13 protein-coding genes are annotated in these 14,196 nt (G+C 70.0%); 5 read left to right on the top strand and 8 right to left on the bottom strand.

Annotated elements, in window-relative coordinates:
* The first annotated feature begins 31 nt into the window (after positions 1 to 31).
* Together ACAM49_RS18450 and ACAM49_RS18445 are read left to right on the top strand one after the other, a co-directional pair.
* The gene (locus ACAM49_RS18450) at positions 32 to 1,195 is read left to right on the top strand and encodes an MlaD family protein (protein ID WP_369636785.1); all 1,164 of its coding nucleotides are present in this window, start codon (positions 32 to 34) and stop codon (positions 1,193 to 1,195) included.
* A 245-nt stretch (positions 1,196 to 1,440) separates the two neighbouring features.
* Positions 1,441 to 1,956 (top strand): L,D-transpeptidase, encoded by a 516-nt coding sequence (locus ACAM49_RS18445; protein ID WP_369636763.1) that lies wholly within the window; start codon positions 1,441 to 1,443, stop codon positions 1,954 to 1,956.
* Between the two features lie 75 nt (positions 1,957 to 2,031).
* Here the strand turns inward: ACAM49_RS18445 and ACAM49_RS18440 are convergent, their stop codons facing one another.
* On the bottom strand, positions 2,032 to 2,775 hold the full coding sequence (locus ACAM49_RS18440; RefSeq protein WP_369636762.1) for an SDR family NAD(P)-dependent oxidoreductase: 744 nt from the start codon (positions 2,773 to 2,775) through the stop codon (positions 2,032 to 2,034).
* 29 nt (positions 2,776 to 2,804) lie between these two features.
* The gene (locus ACAM49_RS18435; protein WP_369636784.1) at positions 2,805 to 5,879 is read right to left on the bottom strand and encodes a helix-turn-helix transcriptional regulator; all 3,075 of its coding nucleotides are present in this window, start codon (positions 5,877 to 5,879) and stop codon (positions 2,805 to 2,807) included.
* A 104-nt stretch (positions 5,880 to 5,983) separates the two neighbouring features.
* Here ACAM49_RS18435 and ACAM49_RS18430 point away from each other — a divergent pair, with 104 nt between their 5' ends.
* Together ACAM49_RS18430 and ACAM49_RS18425 are read left to right on the top strand one after the other, a co-directional pair.
* Positions 5,984 to 7,144, top strand: a complete 1,161-nt coding sequence (locus ACAM49_RS18430; protein WP_369636761.1) for an epoxide hydrolase family protein — start codon at positions 5,984 to 5,986, stop codon at positions 7,142 to 7,144.
* Positions 7,145 to 7,298: 154 nt separating this feature from the next.
* Entirely contained in the window at positions 7,299 to 8,606 is a 1,308-nt protein-coding gene (locus tag ACAM49_RS18425; protein WP_369636760.1) for a PucR family transcriptional regulator, read from the top strand.
* Here ACAM49_RS18425 and ACAM49_RS18420 read toward each other — a convergent pair.
* The 6 genes from ACAM49_RS18420 to ACAM49_RS18395 all read right to left on the bottom strand — a co-directional run bounded on the left by ACAM49_RS18420 (position 8,537) and on the right by ACAM49_RS18395 (position 13,344).
* The gene (locus ACAM49_RS18420) at positions 8,537 to 9,862 is read right to left on the bottom strand and encodes a lipase family protein (RefSeq protein ID WP_369636759.1); all 1,326 of its coding nucleotides are present in this window, start codon (positions 9,860 to 9,862) and stop codon (positions 8,537 to 8,539) included. The genes ACAM49_RS18425 and ACAM49_RS18420 overlap by 70 nt on opposite strands.
* Positions 9,863 to 9,900: 38 nt before the next feature.
* Positions 9,901 to 10,953, bottom strand: coding sequence for an esterase/lipase family protein (locus tag ACAM49_RS18415; protein WP_369636758.1), 1,053 nt, complete (start codon positions 10,951 to 10,953; stop codon positions 9,901 to 9,903).
* Between the two features lie 165 nt (positions 10,954 to 11,118).
* Positions 11,119 to 11,775, bottom strand: a complete 657-nt coding sequence (locus ACAM49_RS18410) for a TetR/AcrR family transcriptional regulator (RefSeq protein WP_369636757.1) — start codon at positions 11,773 to 11,775, stop codon at positions 11,119 to 11,121.
* A 94-nt stretch (positions 11,776 to 11,869) separates the two neighbouring features.
* Entirely contained in the window at positions 11,870 to 12,127 is a 258-nt protein-coding gene (locus tag ACAM49_RS18405; RefSeq protein ID WP_369636756.1) for an Ada metal-binding domain-containing protein, read from the bottom strand.
* A 9-nt stretch (positions 12,128 to 12,136) separates the two neighbouring features.
* Positions 12,137 to 12,862 (bottom strand): 2OG-Fe(II) oxygenase, encoded by a 726-nt coding sequence (locus ACAM49_RS18400; RefSeq protein ID WP_369636755.1) that lies wholly within the window; start codon positions 12,860 to 12,862, stop codon positions 12,137 to 12,139.
* Positions 12,862 to 13,344 (bottom strand): methylated-DNA--[protein]-cysteine S-methyltransferase, encoded by a 483-nt coding sequence (locus ACAM49_RS18395; protein ID WP_369636754.1) that lies wholly within the window; start codon positions 13,342 to 13,344, stop codon positions 12,862 to 12,864. Before ACAM49_RS18395 ends, ACAM49_RS18400 begins: the two co-directional genes overlap by 1 nt.
* Before the next feature lie 151 nt (positions 13,345 to 13,495).
* Between ACAM49_RS18395 and ACAM49_RS18390 the strand changes: the two genes are divergently transcribed.
* Positions 13,496 to 14,196: pyridoxamine 5'-phosphate oxidase family protein (locus ACAM49_RS18390; protein ID WP_369636753.1), on the top strand; the 701-nt coding region annotated here is incomplete at its 3' end.

Below are 14,196 nucleotides of genomic sequence, written 5' to 3'. Positions count from 1 at the left end.
TGTATTCAGCGGTGGAGGCGGCTCCTTGAACGTGCTGCGCGGGCACAAGATCTTGGTCGGAAATCTTGCTCTGGTAGTGCTCCTGCTGCTCGGCGCCGGGTATCTGGCGATCGATATCGCGCGCGTGCAGCGGCCGGGGAGCACCTACGCGGTGACCGTGCAGCTGGATCGTTCCGGCGGTTTGCAGGCCGGTAACGACGTGACCTGGCGCGGGTATCGGGTGGGGTCGGTCCGGTCGGTCGACATCATCGACGGCGGCGGCGCGATCGCGGCGATCGCGGAAATCGATGACCGGTACCGCATTCCGGCCGATACCGAGATCCATGTCGGGGCGCTGTCCGGCGCGGGTGAGCAGTACATCGACTTCCGGCCGCGCACCGACCAGCCGCCCTACCTGCGCGACGGGCAGGTGATTCCGTTCGATCCCGAGCAGACCAGCACGCCGACCCCGATCTGGGAGACCCTCGCCGACAGCAATGAACTGATCGCACAGATCGATCCGGACAAATACGCGGTCATTCTCGACAATCTGAATACCGCGCTCAGCGGCGGTCCCGAGCAGTTGCGCGGCCTCATCGACGGGCTGAGCCTGGCCACCACCGGACTGGACAACCGGCTGCCGCAGACGGTGAGCCTCATCGAGAACCTGCGCGTCATCGCGGGCACCTCCTCGCACGCGCAGCCGGATCTCGGCACGCTGACCCGCAATTCGCGGCTGCTGGTCGACCAGGCGCGGGTGGCGGACGGCGAATTGCGGCGGCTGCTCGACAACGCGCCCGGGCAGCTGGGCCTCGCCAACGACATTATCGAGAAGAACATGGATCCGATCCAGAGCCTGGCCACCACCATGTCGGCCATCGTGAAGGCGGCGCTGCTGCGGATTCCGGCGGTGCGCGTGCTGTTTCCGTCGCTGGTGGTCGGCACCTCGGCGATGGGTGTGCCCGCCCACCACGGCGAGTTCTACGCGGTGTTCGATACCTGGCCGCGGCCGTGGTGCCAGTACTCGGTGCCCGCGCTGGCGCCGTTCGTAGTGACCGACGGCACCTTCGGGCGCTGGAACTACTGCGATGATCCGCAGGCCGCGCAGCAGATTCGCGGTTCGTCGAATGCCCCGCGACCGGATGTGCCGAACAATGGCGCGCACATGCCGACCGGGGTCGATCCCAACGAGCGGACCCTGCCGCCGGTGCGGTGACATCCTGCCGCCGGTGCGGTGATCCGCCTCTTTCGCCACACCCGAGCGCGCGGTGATACCGGCGTGCCCGCGCGTTCCGGCGGGCGTGTCGGCGCTTTATCCCGCGAATCATCGTTCGCACCAGTCAGAATGATCTCGGTACCCAGTGGTCCCATGCTCGTTCCAACGGAGAGATGTCCTTCGCCCTGACAGGCGGCATTGAACAGGGTGGCGGGCCAAGGCTAGGAGAGGGTCGAGACTCGATGATGAGCAGAAGTTCCCTCGGCTTGGCGACGCGGTCGGCGGTGTTCGCCGGAGTCGCGGTCGCTGGAATCGCGGCGGTGCCCGCGCAAGCCGAACCATTGTGGCCCGGGGGCCCGGACGTGCCCGGCGTCCCCGCGATCATCCCCGGCATCGCCCCCAGCGATGTCAACGCGCCGTGCGCGACGGCGGGCGCCCGCGCCTGCCTCAAGCTCGGCACCAACGAGGCGTGGCTGATGGACAACGGCAAGGTCATTTTCGGCCCCACCCCCATCTCGCACGGCATGCCCGGCTACGAGACCCCGCCGGGCGTGTTCCACGTGTCGTTCAAGAAGCCGTTCCACTGGAGCACCATGCACAACGCGCCGATGGAGTACGCGGTGTTCTTCAACGGGGACATCGCCTTCCACATCGGACCGGTGGACAAGAAGTCGCACGGCTGTATCCGGATGACGCCGGACGGGGCCCGCGAGTTCTTCAACTACCTCAACCCGGGTGACATGGTCGAGGTCGTGCCGTAGGCGGGTTCCGCCGCGAAAACGTTCGAGCCCCCTCGGATCGCCGAGGGGGCTCGTTCATTTCCGGATGCCGGGTCGTCAGTGGATGTAGGACGCGCCGTTGACGTCCAGCACCGTGCCCGAGCTCCAGAGCGCCTCCGGGGAGGCGAGGTAGGTGACGGCGGCGGCGATTTCGGCGGGTTCGGCCACCCGGCCGAACGGGCTCTGGGCGCGTACGGCGTCGGTGACCCGCTCGGCCACCCGTTCGGTGGCGACGAAACCCGGTGCGACGGATGCCACGCCGATTCCGTAGGGGGCCAACGAGAGTGCGAGGGACTGCCCGAGCGCCTGTACCGCCGCCTTGGTCGCGCCGTAGGCCGGGTGATCGGGCTCGCCGCGAAACGCCCCGCGCGAACCGATGTTCACGATGCGGCCGGGCACCTCGTTGTCGATCATGTGGCGGGCCACGCGGTAGGAGACGTTGGCGGTCCCGAGCAGGTTCACGTCCACCGTCTGCCGCCAAACCTGTTGCCATTCCAGGTAATCCGTCATCGGCAGGGGGTGCGGCAGGTTGATCGCCGCGTTGTTGACCAGGACGTGCACCGTGCCCAACTGCGCGATCGCCTCCGCCACGATCCGGGCGGCCTGATCGGCGTCGGACACATCGCCGCCGATCAGCACATGCCCGTCCCCGGCCAACTCGCTCAACGTTTGCTCCGCCTCGGCCTTCCGCGACGAATAGTGCACCGCCACCCGATCCCCCCGCGCGGCGAACCCCTTGGCGATCGCCCTCCCGATCCCCCGCGATGCCCCGGTCACCAACACGCCTCTACCCATCACCATCTCCCCACCCTAGCGATTGCCCCTGAGGTTCAATCGTTGTCGCCCGAGCCCAGCAGGCCGTGCTCGTGGGCGAAGGCGGCGGCCTCGGTGCGGCTGGCTACACCCAGTTTGGTGAGGATCCGCGAGACGTGGACACCGGCGGTGTTGGCGCTGATGAACAGCTCCGCGGCCAGGCCCCGATTGCTGAGGCCCTTGGCCACCAGCCGCAGCACGTCCAGTTCGCGCGGCGTGAGTCCGAAGCGCCCGGAAGCGCTGCCGCCCTGGGGCTTCGAGGGTTGTGCCGTGGATCCGTCGACGGAGATGCGCGCCCGCTCCGAGACGGTGCGCGCGGCATCTCGCAGCGGCACGGCACCGAGCCGGGTTGCGATGTCTATCGATTCACGCAAGGCCGCGCCGGACTCGACCCGATTCCCCTCGGCCGCCGCGGATTCCGCGAGTGCGAGCAGCGAAGTGGCGATGTCGTAGGGCCGTTCGACCGCCCGCCACGCGGTCACCGCGTCGGCCCAGCGGGCGGCCGAACCGGCCAGGTGCGCGGTGAAGACGGCGCGCTGGGCGGCATCGACCGGGGAGGCCGTGGGCAGCGAATCGCCCATGGCGAGCAATTCCGCCGGGGCTCCGGCGGTTCGGGCCGCCAGCACCACCAGCGGCCACGCCTCGTGCGGATGCGCGTACAGGCTGGCCGCGCCGACCGCGTCGGACAGCAGGTCGGCGAGCGCCGCGGCCACGCGCTCCTCCTCGGCCGCCTCCAGCGCCAGCGCGCAATTCAGCGCGACCAGTTCGAGCCGGTACTGCGCGGCCCAGGGACTGTCCCCCAGCAGCCGACCCACCTCGTCCGCCGCCTCCCGCGCCGCCCCGGAATCACCCTCCGCCAAGGAAATTCGCGCGAAACACAACCGCATGGCCGCCCGACTCAGCGGCGGCAACTCCTCGAACTGAGTCTCGTCCACCACACCCCTGGCCTCGTCCCACCGCCCCAGCGCCGCCAGCGCCTGCGCCCACTTCACGAACAGAATCGGCGCGGATTCGGTGAACCGGAACGACTCGTGTGCGGCCCGCAATCCCTGCCGCACCGCCGCGATGGCCGCCTCGTACCGCCCCGCCCCCACCAGCAGCGCCGACTCCCACGTCGCCACATCCACCACGATCCGCGCATCCCCCGCCGCGGCGGCCGCCCGATGGGCCTGCGCGAAATGCGCCAGCGCCCAATCGGTTCCGTTCGGCCTGGTGACCTCCGCACCCTCGCCAACCGACGCGGCAGCGACCGTAGCGAGGCCCTCTCCCACGGGACTATCCGCCGAGACCGCCCCGTCGGCAGCCGCCGCGCCCGCAATCCCCGCGGCGGGTGCCGCCGCCACCTCGGATGCGGCGGCACCCGCCAGTCCGAGATGGGCGTGGGCTCGCGCGACCAATGCGTCGGCCCCCAGTCGCTGTGCGATCGCCAGCGCCGCCCGCGCGTCCGCCGCCGAGCCGACCGCGTCGCCCCGGAAGATCCGCGCCGACGCCGACTGCACCAGTGCCTCGGCTCTTTCGGCACCCGCGGATTCCTCGGGCAACAACGCCAAGGCCCGCGCCAGATCCTCCCCCGGCCCCGCCCCGGTGGTCCCGCGCAAATAGGCCCGCCACCGATAGAGCCGCGCCAGCCGCTCGGACCCGAACCCGGCCACACCCGGTTCGTGCCCCGCTGTGCGGGATTCGCCGACGGTCTCGCCCGTTCGGTTCGAGGCGCCGCCACCCGGATCGAGGATGGCGAGGGCGGCGTCCGCGGCGGCTATGCCGCGTTCGGTCGCGCCGATTGCGACGGCCACCTCGACTATCTGCTCGAGGATGTCGATTTTCGCTGTGCGGACCAGCAATTCGGGATTCTGGACGCGGTCCCGGAGGGAGAGGATCTGCTCCAGTAGGCGCAGGCGCTCCGGGTGGACGGCCGGTGCGGCCGCGGCGGCGGACCAGGTGGCGATGAGGGCTTGGGGCAGGTCGCCGGCGGCCTGGGCGTGGTGGGCGAGTTCGGCGAGGAGATCGGCTGTGGGGAGCAGGGTTTCGGCGCGCAGGACGTCGGCGAGGCGGGTGTGCAGGCGGGTGCGTTCGACGGGGAGCAGGTCGTCGTGGATGGCCTGGCGGATGAGGACGTGGCGGAATTCGTAGCCGGTGTCGGTGGGCAGCAGCAGGTGGCGGTCGACCAATTCGCGTAGGGCGGTGTGCAGTTCGCCGGGCGGCAGGTCGATGGCGGCGGAGAGCAGGTCGTGGCGGATCGGGGAGCCGATCACCGCGGCGAGGCGGACGGTGGTGTGCGCATGAGCGGAGAGGCCGGCCTGGAAGCCGAGCAGCAGGTCGGTCAGGTCCGCGGGCACCTCGTCGGGCGCCTGGCCGAGCGCCTCGACGAACAGTGGATTGCCGCCGCTGCGGTCGAAAACCGTTGTGATGAGCCGTGGTTCGGGTTCGCGGCCGAGCAGCGCGGCGAGCTGGCGGCCGACCTCGTGGCGGGTCAGCGGGTGCAGATCCAGGACGCGCACGCCGGGATTGCGGCGCAGTTCGGCGACCAGGCCGCGCAGCGGTCCGGCCTCACCGGGGCGGTAGGTGCCGACCAGCAAGGTCCCCGCGTCGGTGAGGTTGGCGGTCAGGAAGGTGAGCAGATCCCGGCTGGCGTCATCGGCCCAGTGCAGGTCCTCGAGGATCACCGCCACGGGCCGGTTCAACGCCAATTGCTCCAGCACCGTGAGGATTTCGCCGAACAGCCGGATACGGTCGGCCTCGGCCGCCGCGCCACCGGTGTGAACGGCCAACTGCGGCAACCAGTTCGCCAATGCCGGGCGCGGCGGCAGCAGCTCCGCCACCGCCTCGACGCCGAGCTGCCGGACCAGTCCGCGCAGCACCGCCAGAAAGGGCGCGAAGGCCAGCCCGCCGGTGCCGAGCTCCGGACAGCGGCCGATCAGCACCAGCGTCTCGGGATCGAGCCGCTCGGTGAACTCCGCGACCAGTCGCGATTTGCCGATCCCGGCCTCCCCGGCGACCAGCACCGCGTGCGTGTCCGGATCACCCGCCGCCGCCACGAGCGCGGACACTTCCGCCGCCCGACCGACCAGGGCGCTACTACCGGGGTAACTCACCACCCCCTGATCATGCCGTGACACGGGTAAAGCACCCAGCTTGTCCGCTAAATAATGAATTGTCGTGATGTGGGGACCCCCTCTTTACCGGAAAACTCGATGTCATGAGCAGCAATGACATCCGCCCCTTCCGCATCGACATCCCGCAGGCCGACCTGGACGATCTCCGCGAGCGCCTGACCCGCACCCGCTGGATCGACGAGGTCCCGGGCACCGGCTGGGAGCGCGGGGTGCCCACCGCCTACCTGCGCGAGCTCGCCGCCTACTGGGCCGAGAAGTTCGATTGGCGCGCCATCGAGGCGAGGCTGAACGAATATCCGCAGTTCACCACCACCATCGACGGCCAGAACGTGCACTTCCTGCACATCCGGTCCGAACGCGAGGACGCCACCCCGCTCCTGCTGATCCACGGCTGGCCCGGCACCCCGGCCGATTTCCTGGACCTGATCGGCCCGCTGACCGATCCGGCCGCCCACGGCGACCCGCAGGCCCCGGCCTTCCACCTGGTCATCCCGACCCTGCCCGGCCACGGTTTCTCCGGCCCGCTCACCGAAACCGGTTGGCACGACGGCAAAGTCGCCGCCGCGCTGGCCGAGCTCATGGCGCGGCTGGGCTACGAGCGCTACGGCGTGCAGGGCGGCGACCACGGCGCGTTCGTGGGACCGCGCCTGGCCCGCGAGCACGGCGAGCACGTGATCGGCGTGCACGCCAATGCCCTGGTCACCTTCCCCACCGGGGATCCCGCCGATATGGCCGCGCTCACCGAGGCCGAGCAGCAGCGGCTGGCGGCCATGAAGCAGTGGCAGGACGACGGGTCGGCGTACATGAATCTGGCCGGGTCCCGGCCGAACACGCTGGCGCAGTTGCTGGCGGATTCGCCCGCCGGGCAGCTGGGCTGGATCGTGGAGAAGTACAAGGAGTGGACCGACGCGAGCCACGAACTGCCCGAGCAGGCCATCGATCGGGACAAGATCCTGACCACCGTGGCCGTCTACTGGCTCACCGATACCGCCCGCAGCGCGGCGAATTACTACTACGAGCGCTTCCACGACTACACCATGTTCGCGCCCAAGCCGAAGGGCACCGTGCCCACCGGTGTCGCGGTGTTCACCACCGCGGACTTCGCCATCCGGCGGTTCGCGGAGAAGGCGCACAATATCGTGCACTGGTCGGAGTTCTACTCCGGCGGGCATTTCCCGGCGCTCGAGGTGCCGGAGCTGCTGGCGGGTGATATCCGGGAGTTCTTCTCCGGCCTGACCCGCTGATCGACGCCCCTGCCGAGAACCGCACTGCTGTCCCCAAGGCGCAGTGCGGTTTTCGCCGTTTCCGGTCAAGCATATTGCCGCGCAAGGTGACCCAGGCTACAGTTACGGGCCAGTAGGAACGCTGGCGTTCCCAGAGGTTTGCGGAGGAATCGGCATGGCGAAGGCAATGAGCACCGTGGGCAGCGCACGGCATCCGCTCGCGGCATCCGGATCCGCCGAAACCGGGTCGGCCGCACCGATCTCCGGTCCCCTGCGGGATGCGCGGAGTCTGTCCACCGCGCTGGTGGCGCATTTCGCCGAGCACGTGGCCCGCTGCGGCACGCTGCCCGGCGACGCGCTGCGCGGGGAGGTCACCACCGTCACCCGCACCTGTCTGGAGCTCGCGGCCGGGGTCCTGGACGGCCGCGATGTGAGCGCCAAAATCGAACGGCTGCAACGCGCGGGTGCGGACTGGGCGCGGGAGGGCATTCCCATCGGGACCATTCACCGGGCCGTGCACGACGGGTTCGCGCTGGGATTCGACCTCATCGTGGACGCCACCGGACCCGAGGATTACGCGCGGCTGGCGGTGACCGCGCGGCGGCTGTTCGAGGTGCTGGCCATGGTGGATTCGGCATTCGCGGTGGCGTACGTGCGCGAGCACCGGGCCGTGGTGGCCGAGCATCACACGGCGGTCCACACGGTGGCTTCGGCGCTGCTGGCCGGGCATCCCACCTCGACCATGGCGCGCGCGGGTGGCATCGAGATCGACGAGTCGTATTACATTCTGGCGCTGAGCATTCCGGCGCATCCGGGCGAATCCGATCCGCGGGTGGACGGTGAGGTGGTGGCGCGGCGCAAGCTGCGGCGCATCCAGTCCGAGCTGGCCGGCCGGTGCGAGGGCAAGGCGCTGTCGCTGCTGAGCGCGGACGGCGGGACCGTCCTGCTGCCCGCGAGCGCGACGACCATCGCCGAGCTGGACGACCTGCTGGCCGGATTGTCCACCGCCGCACAGGTTCCGATCACCGGCACGGTGATTCACGCGGAGACGCAACGCATTCCGGACGCGGCGGACCAGGCGCACGAGCTGCTGGACATGGTGCACCGGCTGGAGTGCGCGCCCGGACTGCACCGGTTCGACGCGCTGGCCATGGAATATCAGCTCACCCGGCCGGGGCCGGGGCGCGAATACCTTGGGACACTGCTGGATCCGCTGGACGAGTACCCCGAGCTGCTGGAGACGCTGCGCCGCCACATCGGCAACGATCTGAGCCGACGGCATACCGCGCGCCTGCTGGGTGTGCACACCAATACCGTCGACAATCGGCTCAAACGGATCGGACAGCTGACCGGATTCGATCCGGCGCAGCCGTCCGGGTTGTGGTATCTGCGGTCGGCGCTGGTGGCGCGGAGTTACCGGAAGGCCGAGCGGGTGCGGATCGGGCGGCCCGAGCACATGGTCGCCAGCAGCGCGATGAAGTGAGCGTGCTCGACGAGGGCGCGTGGTGAGGCGGCCACCGACCACACCGTGCGGTTCTCCGACGGCGGCAGCGGGCGGTCGGCGAGCCGGTCGGCCAGCCAGTCGACCATGACCGGAATCGCGATGAACTGCAAGGGAAGATGGGTGCTGAGCCGGTCGCGCAGATAGCGGACGTGCGCGCCGTGGGCGCGGTAGCGCTGAACGTGGGCATCGACATCGGCGACGGCGATCACCTCGTCGTTGACGCCCTGCACGACCAGCAGCGGCATGGCGGGAGCCTGGACGCCGGGACGGATGTCCTCGAGCACGGCGCGCATGACGGGGCGGGTGAGGAGAGCGCCCAGGCCACCTTTGATGTGCTGGCTGGCATTTCGCCCCGCGTAGCGCGCCAGCAGCGGGAAGGTGGCGATATCCTCCGCGCGGTCGAGGAATTCGAGGTACTCGGCGGAGACGACCTCGCGGACCGTATCGTCCAGGCGCGGATAGGCGCGGCGCAGCCCGGCGGTGAAGACCATGGCGAAACCCGCGAAGGGCGAGCCGTTCAGGCGCACGAAGGCATTGGCCGGATCGCCCACCGGTGAGCCCGCCACCGCGCCGGCGATATCGAGTTCGGGGGCGTAGCTCGCGGCCAGCTCCGCCGCCCACGCGGTGGCCAGGCCGCCACCGGAGTAGCCCCACAGGCCGATTCGCGTGCGCGGGTGCAGGCCCAGGGGCTCGAAGCGCAGCGCGGCGCGCAAGCCGTCGAGGGCGCGCAGGCCCGGTTCGCGGGCCGCGCCGAAGTGGCCGTTGGGTCCCCCGTGATCGGGCACCGAGACCGCCCAGCCGCGCGCCAGGGCGGCGGCGATGAGCGGGAACTCCACCTGCGGGATCGCGCCCAGGGCGCGGGCGCGATGCTGTAATGCGTAGGAGGGGAAGCATTTCTCGGCGACCGCGTCGATGGCGCACTGGAACGAGATGAGCGGCCGGTGCTCCGACGGTTCGGCGTCCCAGGGCAGCAGCACCGTCGTCACCACCGCCTCGGGTCGGCCGTCCAGATCGGTACTGCGATACAGCAATTGCCAGGCGCGCACGCGCTGCGGAATGCCGCCGAGCAGACCCAGCCGCACCCGCCGCCAGCGCAGGATGGTGCCCGGCGCGACGGATCCCGGATCGATCGGCGACCGGTAGAACGGGTCCAGGCCGGGCAGCAGCGGTCGCGGGCGCGGTGGCTCGAATTCCGCCTCGAGGCCGTCGAATTCGACCGCGTCGCCGATCGTCATGGGGATCCTTTCCGAGAACGAATGGGAGTGCGGGGCGATCAGATGTGGCCGCTGCCGCCGATGACCCAGGGGTTGAAGGTGCAGACCAGGTTCGGGTGGGCGGCCGGATCCAGGGCGTGCAGGGCGATGGAGGCCGCGCGAGGCGAGTACATGATGGTCAAGTGGTCGGACACGTCCTCGGGGCAACCCTGTTGCAGCGTGACGTTTTCCACGGTGGCGTCGGGGCCCGGGGTCAGGAAGGTCCAGTCGTAGGGGTTGGAGATCTCGTCGTGCGTGGTGCCGACGGCGGTGTAGTCGACGCCCGGCACGGTGTCGCCGTCGGCGTTCAACTTGGCGTAGAACGCAGACCCGACGACCTGCTGGGTATTGGACTGACCGATGAGCGGCTGATAGAAGCCGAGGATGTCGAGGCCCAGGTTGGTGATGAACCGGCCCAGGCTCGCGAGGCCCAGCAGCGAGGTGCCGTGCGTGGTCGCGCCGAAGGTGATGACCTTGCGCACCTTCCCCTGTCCGCCATCGAATTTCATGAACTGGGTGGTTACCGGACCGCCCTGGGAGTGCGCGATCACATCGACGGCGGGTGCGCCGGTGGCCGCCAGTACCCGGTCGACGAACTGCCCGAGTTGCTTCGCCGAGTCCTCCATCGGCCCGACGCCGTAGCGGCCGGGCAGGATCGCACCGAATCCGCCGCCGCCCAACGGGGTTTCACGACCGAAGTTGAAGGCGAAGACGCAGAATCCGGCGCGCGCGACCTGCGGGGACAGGAACGAGAAGCTGTCGTAGGTGTTGAGCCAGGTGCCGTGCACGAGCACCACCGGGCGCGGATGTTCGGCACTCGGCTTGCAGTTCCAGTCATTGGATCCCGGCGGCGCGGCATCCGGATTGGCCAGGCTGAAGGCGAAGGCCGCGAGATAGGCCGACATCTCCGGGCCGACGCCGACCGTGTCCGAGGCGGTGCTGACGATCGCCGAACCGGAACTGCTTCCGGTGCCGCCCGGTTCGGAACTCGCCACGCCGGTCGCGCAGGCGACCGCGAGAACGGTGGCGCCGGCGAACACGGTCCTGCCGAGGGTGCGGATGGTCGGCCTCATGAAATCTCCCCTACTGCCTAGAGCGGATTCGACGTCGAATCCGCTTGCGACCGTAGGATCCGGATGTGGCCCGTGTCACCGGCGCTGTGCCAGGTGACAGCGCTGCCCGCCGTGTGATCTACGCGATTGTGGTGACCAACAGCCGCACCCGGGTGCGGGCCGGCCTCAGGGCGCGGGCGTGGTCGAGATCGCGATGGCCGTGCGGGTGAACAGCGGCGCCAGCTCCGGCAGGGCCTGCGCGCCCTTCTGGTGCAGGCACGCGCGCACCCGGTCGTCGATGCCGCCGAGCAGCATGTCGATGAGCTGGCGGTCCGGTTCGGCGGCCAGGTCGCCGTCGCGGACGCCGACGCGCACCACCGCCATGATGTAGTCGGCGAATCGCTCGTGCACGCGCAGCCGGTGCTCGATCAGTCCCGGTCCGGCGGCGAGGGTTTCGATGTACAGCGCCCGCGCCGCGCCCGGCTGCATGGCCAGCACATTGAGATAGATCTCGAAGGAGATCCGCACCCGCTCCGCGAAATTCACGCCCTCGAGTCCGGTGACCGTCTCGCGCAGCTGCTCCAGGGCCGCGCCGACCGCCAGATCGTATGCGGCGGCGAAGCATTCGTCCTTGCCGCCGAAGACCGCGTAGAAGGTCCGGCGCGCCACCTGGGCGCGGGTCACGATATCGGCGACCGTGGTGGCCGCGTACCCCAGCTCCCCCACCGCCTCCAGTACCGCGGTGCACAGCCGCCGGTACTGCGAGGCCTCGACCTGTTCGCGAGTCAGTCCGTGCCGGCCACGCGGCAACGGACCCGGCTCATCGACAGTTTCCACACTCACGCCCCCCAGAATAGGTTTCCACGTCACCGGCCACTAACGGTCCGGCCGATACCGGGCCGGTTCGCCCGCAATCCTAGCTACCGACTGGTCTGCATCAATTGCTGCGGCGGACCTGCCAGGCCCGGTAGGCGGCGCGGGAGCACACCGCGCACGGGCGATATCCGGCCGCTATCGCGGTGTGCTCATCGGCGAAGAAGACTCGCTGCGGGGCGTAGCCGCCGCGGGCGAGGGCGCGCAGGGCGGCGGGGCAGTCCAGGCGGCCGTAGATCCGCAGGCGGCGGTGGCCGCCGAGGGTGCCAGGGGTGCGGCTGCGGTAGGGGCGGCCGTCCGGGCCGAGCAGGGTGTATTCCATGGCCGGGCCTCAGGCGTCGTGGAAGACGAGCCCGAGGGTGCGCCGCCGCCCGGAGCGCACGAGGCTCACGCCGTGCCGCATGGGCGCGGCCGACCAGCCGCGCGCACCGCGCACGGGGCGGTCGCGGGTGGTGAAGATCAGCCCGTGCCCCTGCGGCAATGTCATTGCTGCGCCCCGGGATTGCGCCCGCGGCCGCTGCTCGACCATGAGGAACTCGCCGCCGGTGTAGTCCTCGCCGGGCTGGTCCAGCCCGATCACGACCTGCAGCGGAAACACCATGTCCCCGAACAGGTCTCGATGCAGTGCGTTCCAATCCCCGGGCCCATACCGCAGCAGGATCTGCGAACTCTTCACCTGCCCCGCCCGATGGCACTGCGCGATCCACTGCTCGAGGTCTTCCGGCCAGGTGCCCGGGCGTCCCAGCCGCTCGGCCCAATCCCGCGCGATGGGAAGCAGTTTCGGATACAACGCCGCCCGCAACTCGCGCACGACCTCGGGCAGCTCGTGCGTGAAGTACCGATACTCTCCCTCTCCGAACCGGTGCCGGGCCATATCGATCGTCGACCGGAACCGTGCCTCCTCGTCGTAAAGCCCTGCGAGCGTGCGGCATTCCTGTTCGGTGAGCAGCTGCCCCATGAGCGCATGCCCCTGCCCGTCGAGCTCCGCGGCCAGGGCCGCCCAGTCCTGCTGGGCGACCCGCCCGGCCCACACCGACTCCAGCGTGGCGGCCGACATCACGCGACCTCCAGCTCCAGCAGCCGACGCTTGCGCTCCACGCCTCCGGCGTACCCGGTGAGCGACCCGTCGGCCCCGATCACCCGGTGGCAGGGCCGCACGATCAACAGCGGATTGGCCCCGATCGCCGATCCGACCGCCCGCACCGCTGCCCGCGGCGCTCCGATGCGCCGGGCGATCTCGCCGTAGGTGGTGGTGCTGCCGTAGGGAATCTCCTCCAGCGCCCGCCACACTCGCCGCTGGAATTCGGTCCCGCTCTCCCCGAAGGGAATGTCGAACCCGGTCCGCTCGCCCGCGAAGTAGGCGGACAGCTGCGGAATGATGGTCGCGAACGCGTCCACGTCGGCCGTCCACTCGGGCCGCACGAGAACGCTCTTGTTCCCGGCCATCGACACGGCGGTCAAGACCACCGCCCCTTCCCGAATCTCCCCCACCAGCAGCAGTTCCCCGACCGGGCTCGCCATGGTCGTGTACACGGTCATCTCTTCCTCCTTGGTCGATCCGTTCTCTTGCCATCACCCACTCTGGCCGAGCCGAGACCCGATCACCGGCGGGAATCCGCCATGGCGTTCGGCGGTATTCGGACACCCGGAACCCCGGCGGAATCCGCGGCCGGTTCCTAGACTCAGCGGCATGGTGGTGACCTGGCCGGACGAGGTGGACGAGGTGCTCGGCGGGGACCTGACCTGCGCGCTGGCATGCAATACCGATGCGGGCGGCGCGGTCGTGTCGGCGGTGGCGCCGATCGGGTTGCGGGATCGGGAACGTGGCACGGTCGGGGTCACGACGTCGCTGGGCTTCGGCCGGAAACTGTTGCGAATCAAGCGGGATCCCCGCGTCGCACTGGCCTATCACGCGCGCACCCACGGTCTGGCCGATCCCGCCAACCAACGCTTCGTCCTGGTTCAGGGCACGGCCACCTTCGATCCGCACCCGGACCGCGCCGCACTCGACACAATCGGCGAGCAGGCGACGCCCTATCTGGGTCCACCACGGCGAGGCCCCTTCTGGGACCGCTGGCTCAGCGCCTACTACGCCGATCGGGTGCTGGTCACCGTCGAGGTGCAGCGGATCATCGTGTGGCCCGACCTCACGGCGTCCGGTGAGCCCGAGGTGCTCGGCGAGCCGCTGCCATCGAAACCCCCTGCGCCACAAAAGCCCCCGGCCAAAGGCGCCGGCCCCCGCGTCGACACCTCCAAGGCCGCGCGCCGGGCCGCGAAGCTGCCGCATCACCTGCTCGCCTACCGCCAGTCCGACGGATTCCCGGCGATCGTCCCCTTCACCTCATCGACCGCCACCACCGACGGTCTCGACATCACCGCCCCCACGGCCCT

Origin of the sequence: Nocardia sp. JMUB6875, from assembly GCF_041154655.1 — a bacterium.
Taxonomy (GTDB): domain Bacteria; phylum Actinomycetota; class Actinomycetes; order Mycobacteriales; family Mycobacteriaceae; genus Nocardia.
Note: the sequence above shows the minus strand (reverse complement) of the source record. Positions and strands in the feature narration are given on the sequence as shown.

What these genes read in the sequence shown, in the direction of transcription:
- ACAM49_RS18400 (WP_369636755.1), bottom strand. Translation starts at nt 12,862, where the DNA reads ATGTCGGCCGCCACGCTGGAGTCGGTGTGGGCCGGGCGGGTCGCCCAG.
- ACAM49_RS18445 (WP_369636763.1), top strand. Translation starts at nt 1,441, where the DNA reads ATGAGCAGAAGTTCCCTCGGCTTGGCGACGCGGTCGGCGGTGTTCGCC.
- ACAM49_RS18415 (WP_369636758.1), bottom strand. Translation starts at nt 10,953, where the DNA reads ATGAGGCCGACCATCCGCACCCTCGGCAGGACCGTGTTCGCCGGCGCC.
- ACAM49_RS18395 (WP_369636754.1), bottom strand. Translation starts at nt 13,344, where the DNA reads ATGACCGTGTACACGACCATGGCGAGCCCGGTCGGGGAACTGCTGCTG.
- ACAM49_RS18430 (WP_369636761.1), top strand. Translation starts at nt 5,984, where the DNA reads ATGAGCAGCAATGACATCCGCCCCTTCCGCATCGACATCCCGCAGGCC.
- ACAM49_RS18405 (WP_369636756.1), bottom strand. Translation starts at nt 12,127, where the DNA reads ATGGAATACACCCTGCTCGGCCCGGACGGCCGCCCCTACCGCAGCCGC.
- ACAM49_RS18440 (WP_369636762.1), bottom strand. Translation starts at nt 2,775, where the DNA reads ATGGTGATGGGTAGAGGCGTGTTGGTGACCGGGGCATCGCGGGGGATC.
- ACAM49_RS18425 (WP_369636760.1), top strand. Translation starts at nt 7,299, where the DNA reads ATGGCGAAGGCAATGAGCACCGTGGGCAGCGCACGGCATCCGCTCGCG.
- ACAM49_RS18420 (WP_369636759.1), bottom strand. Translation starts at nt 9,862, where the DNA reads ATGACGATCGGCGACGCGGTCGAATTCGACGGCCTCGAGGCGGAATTC.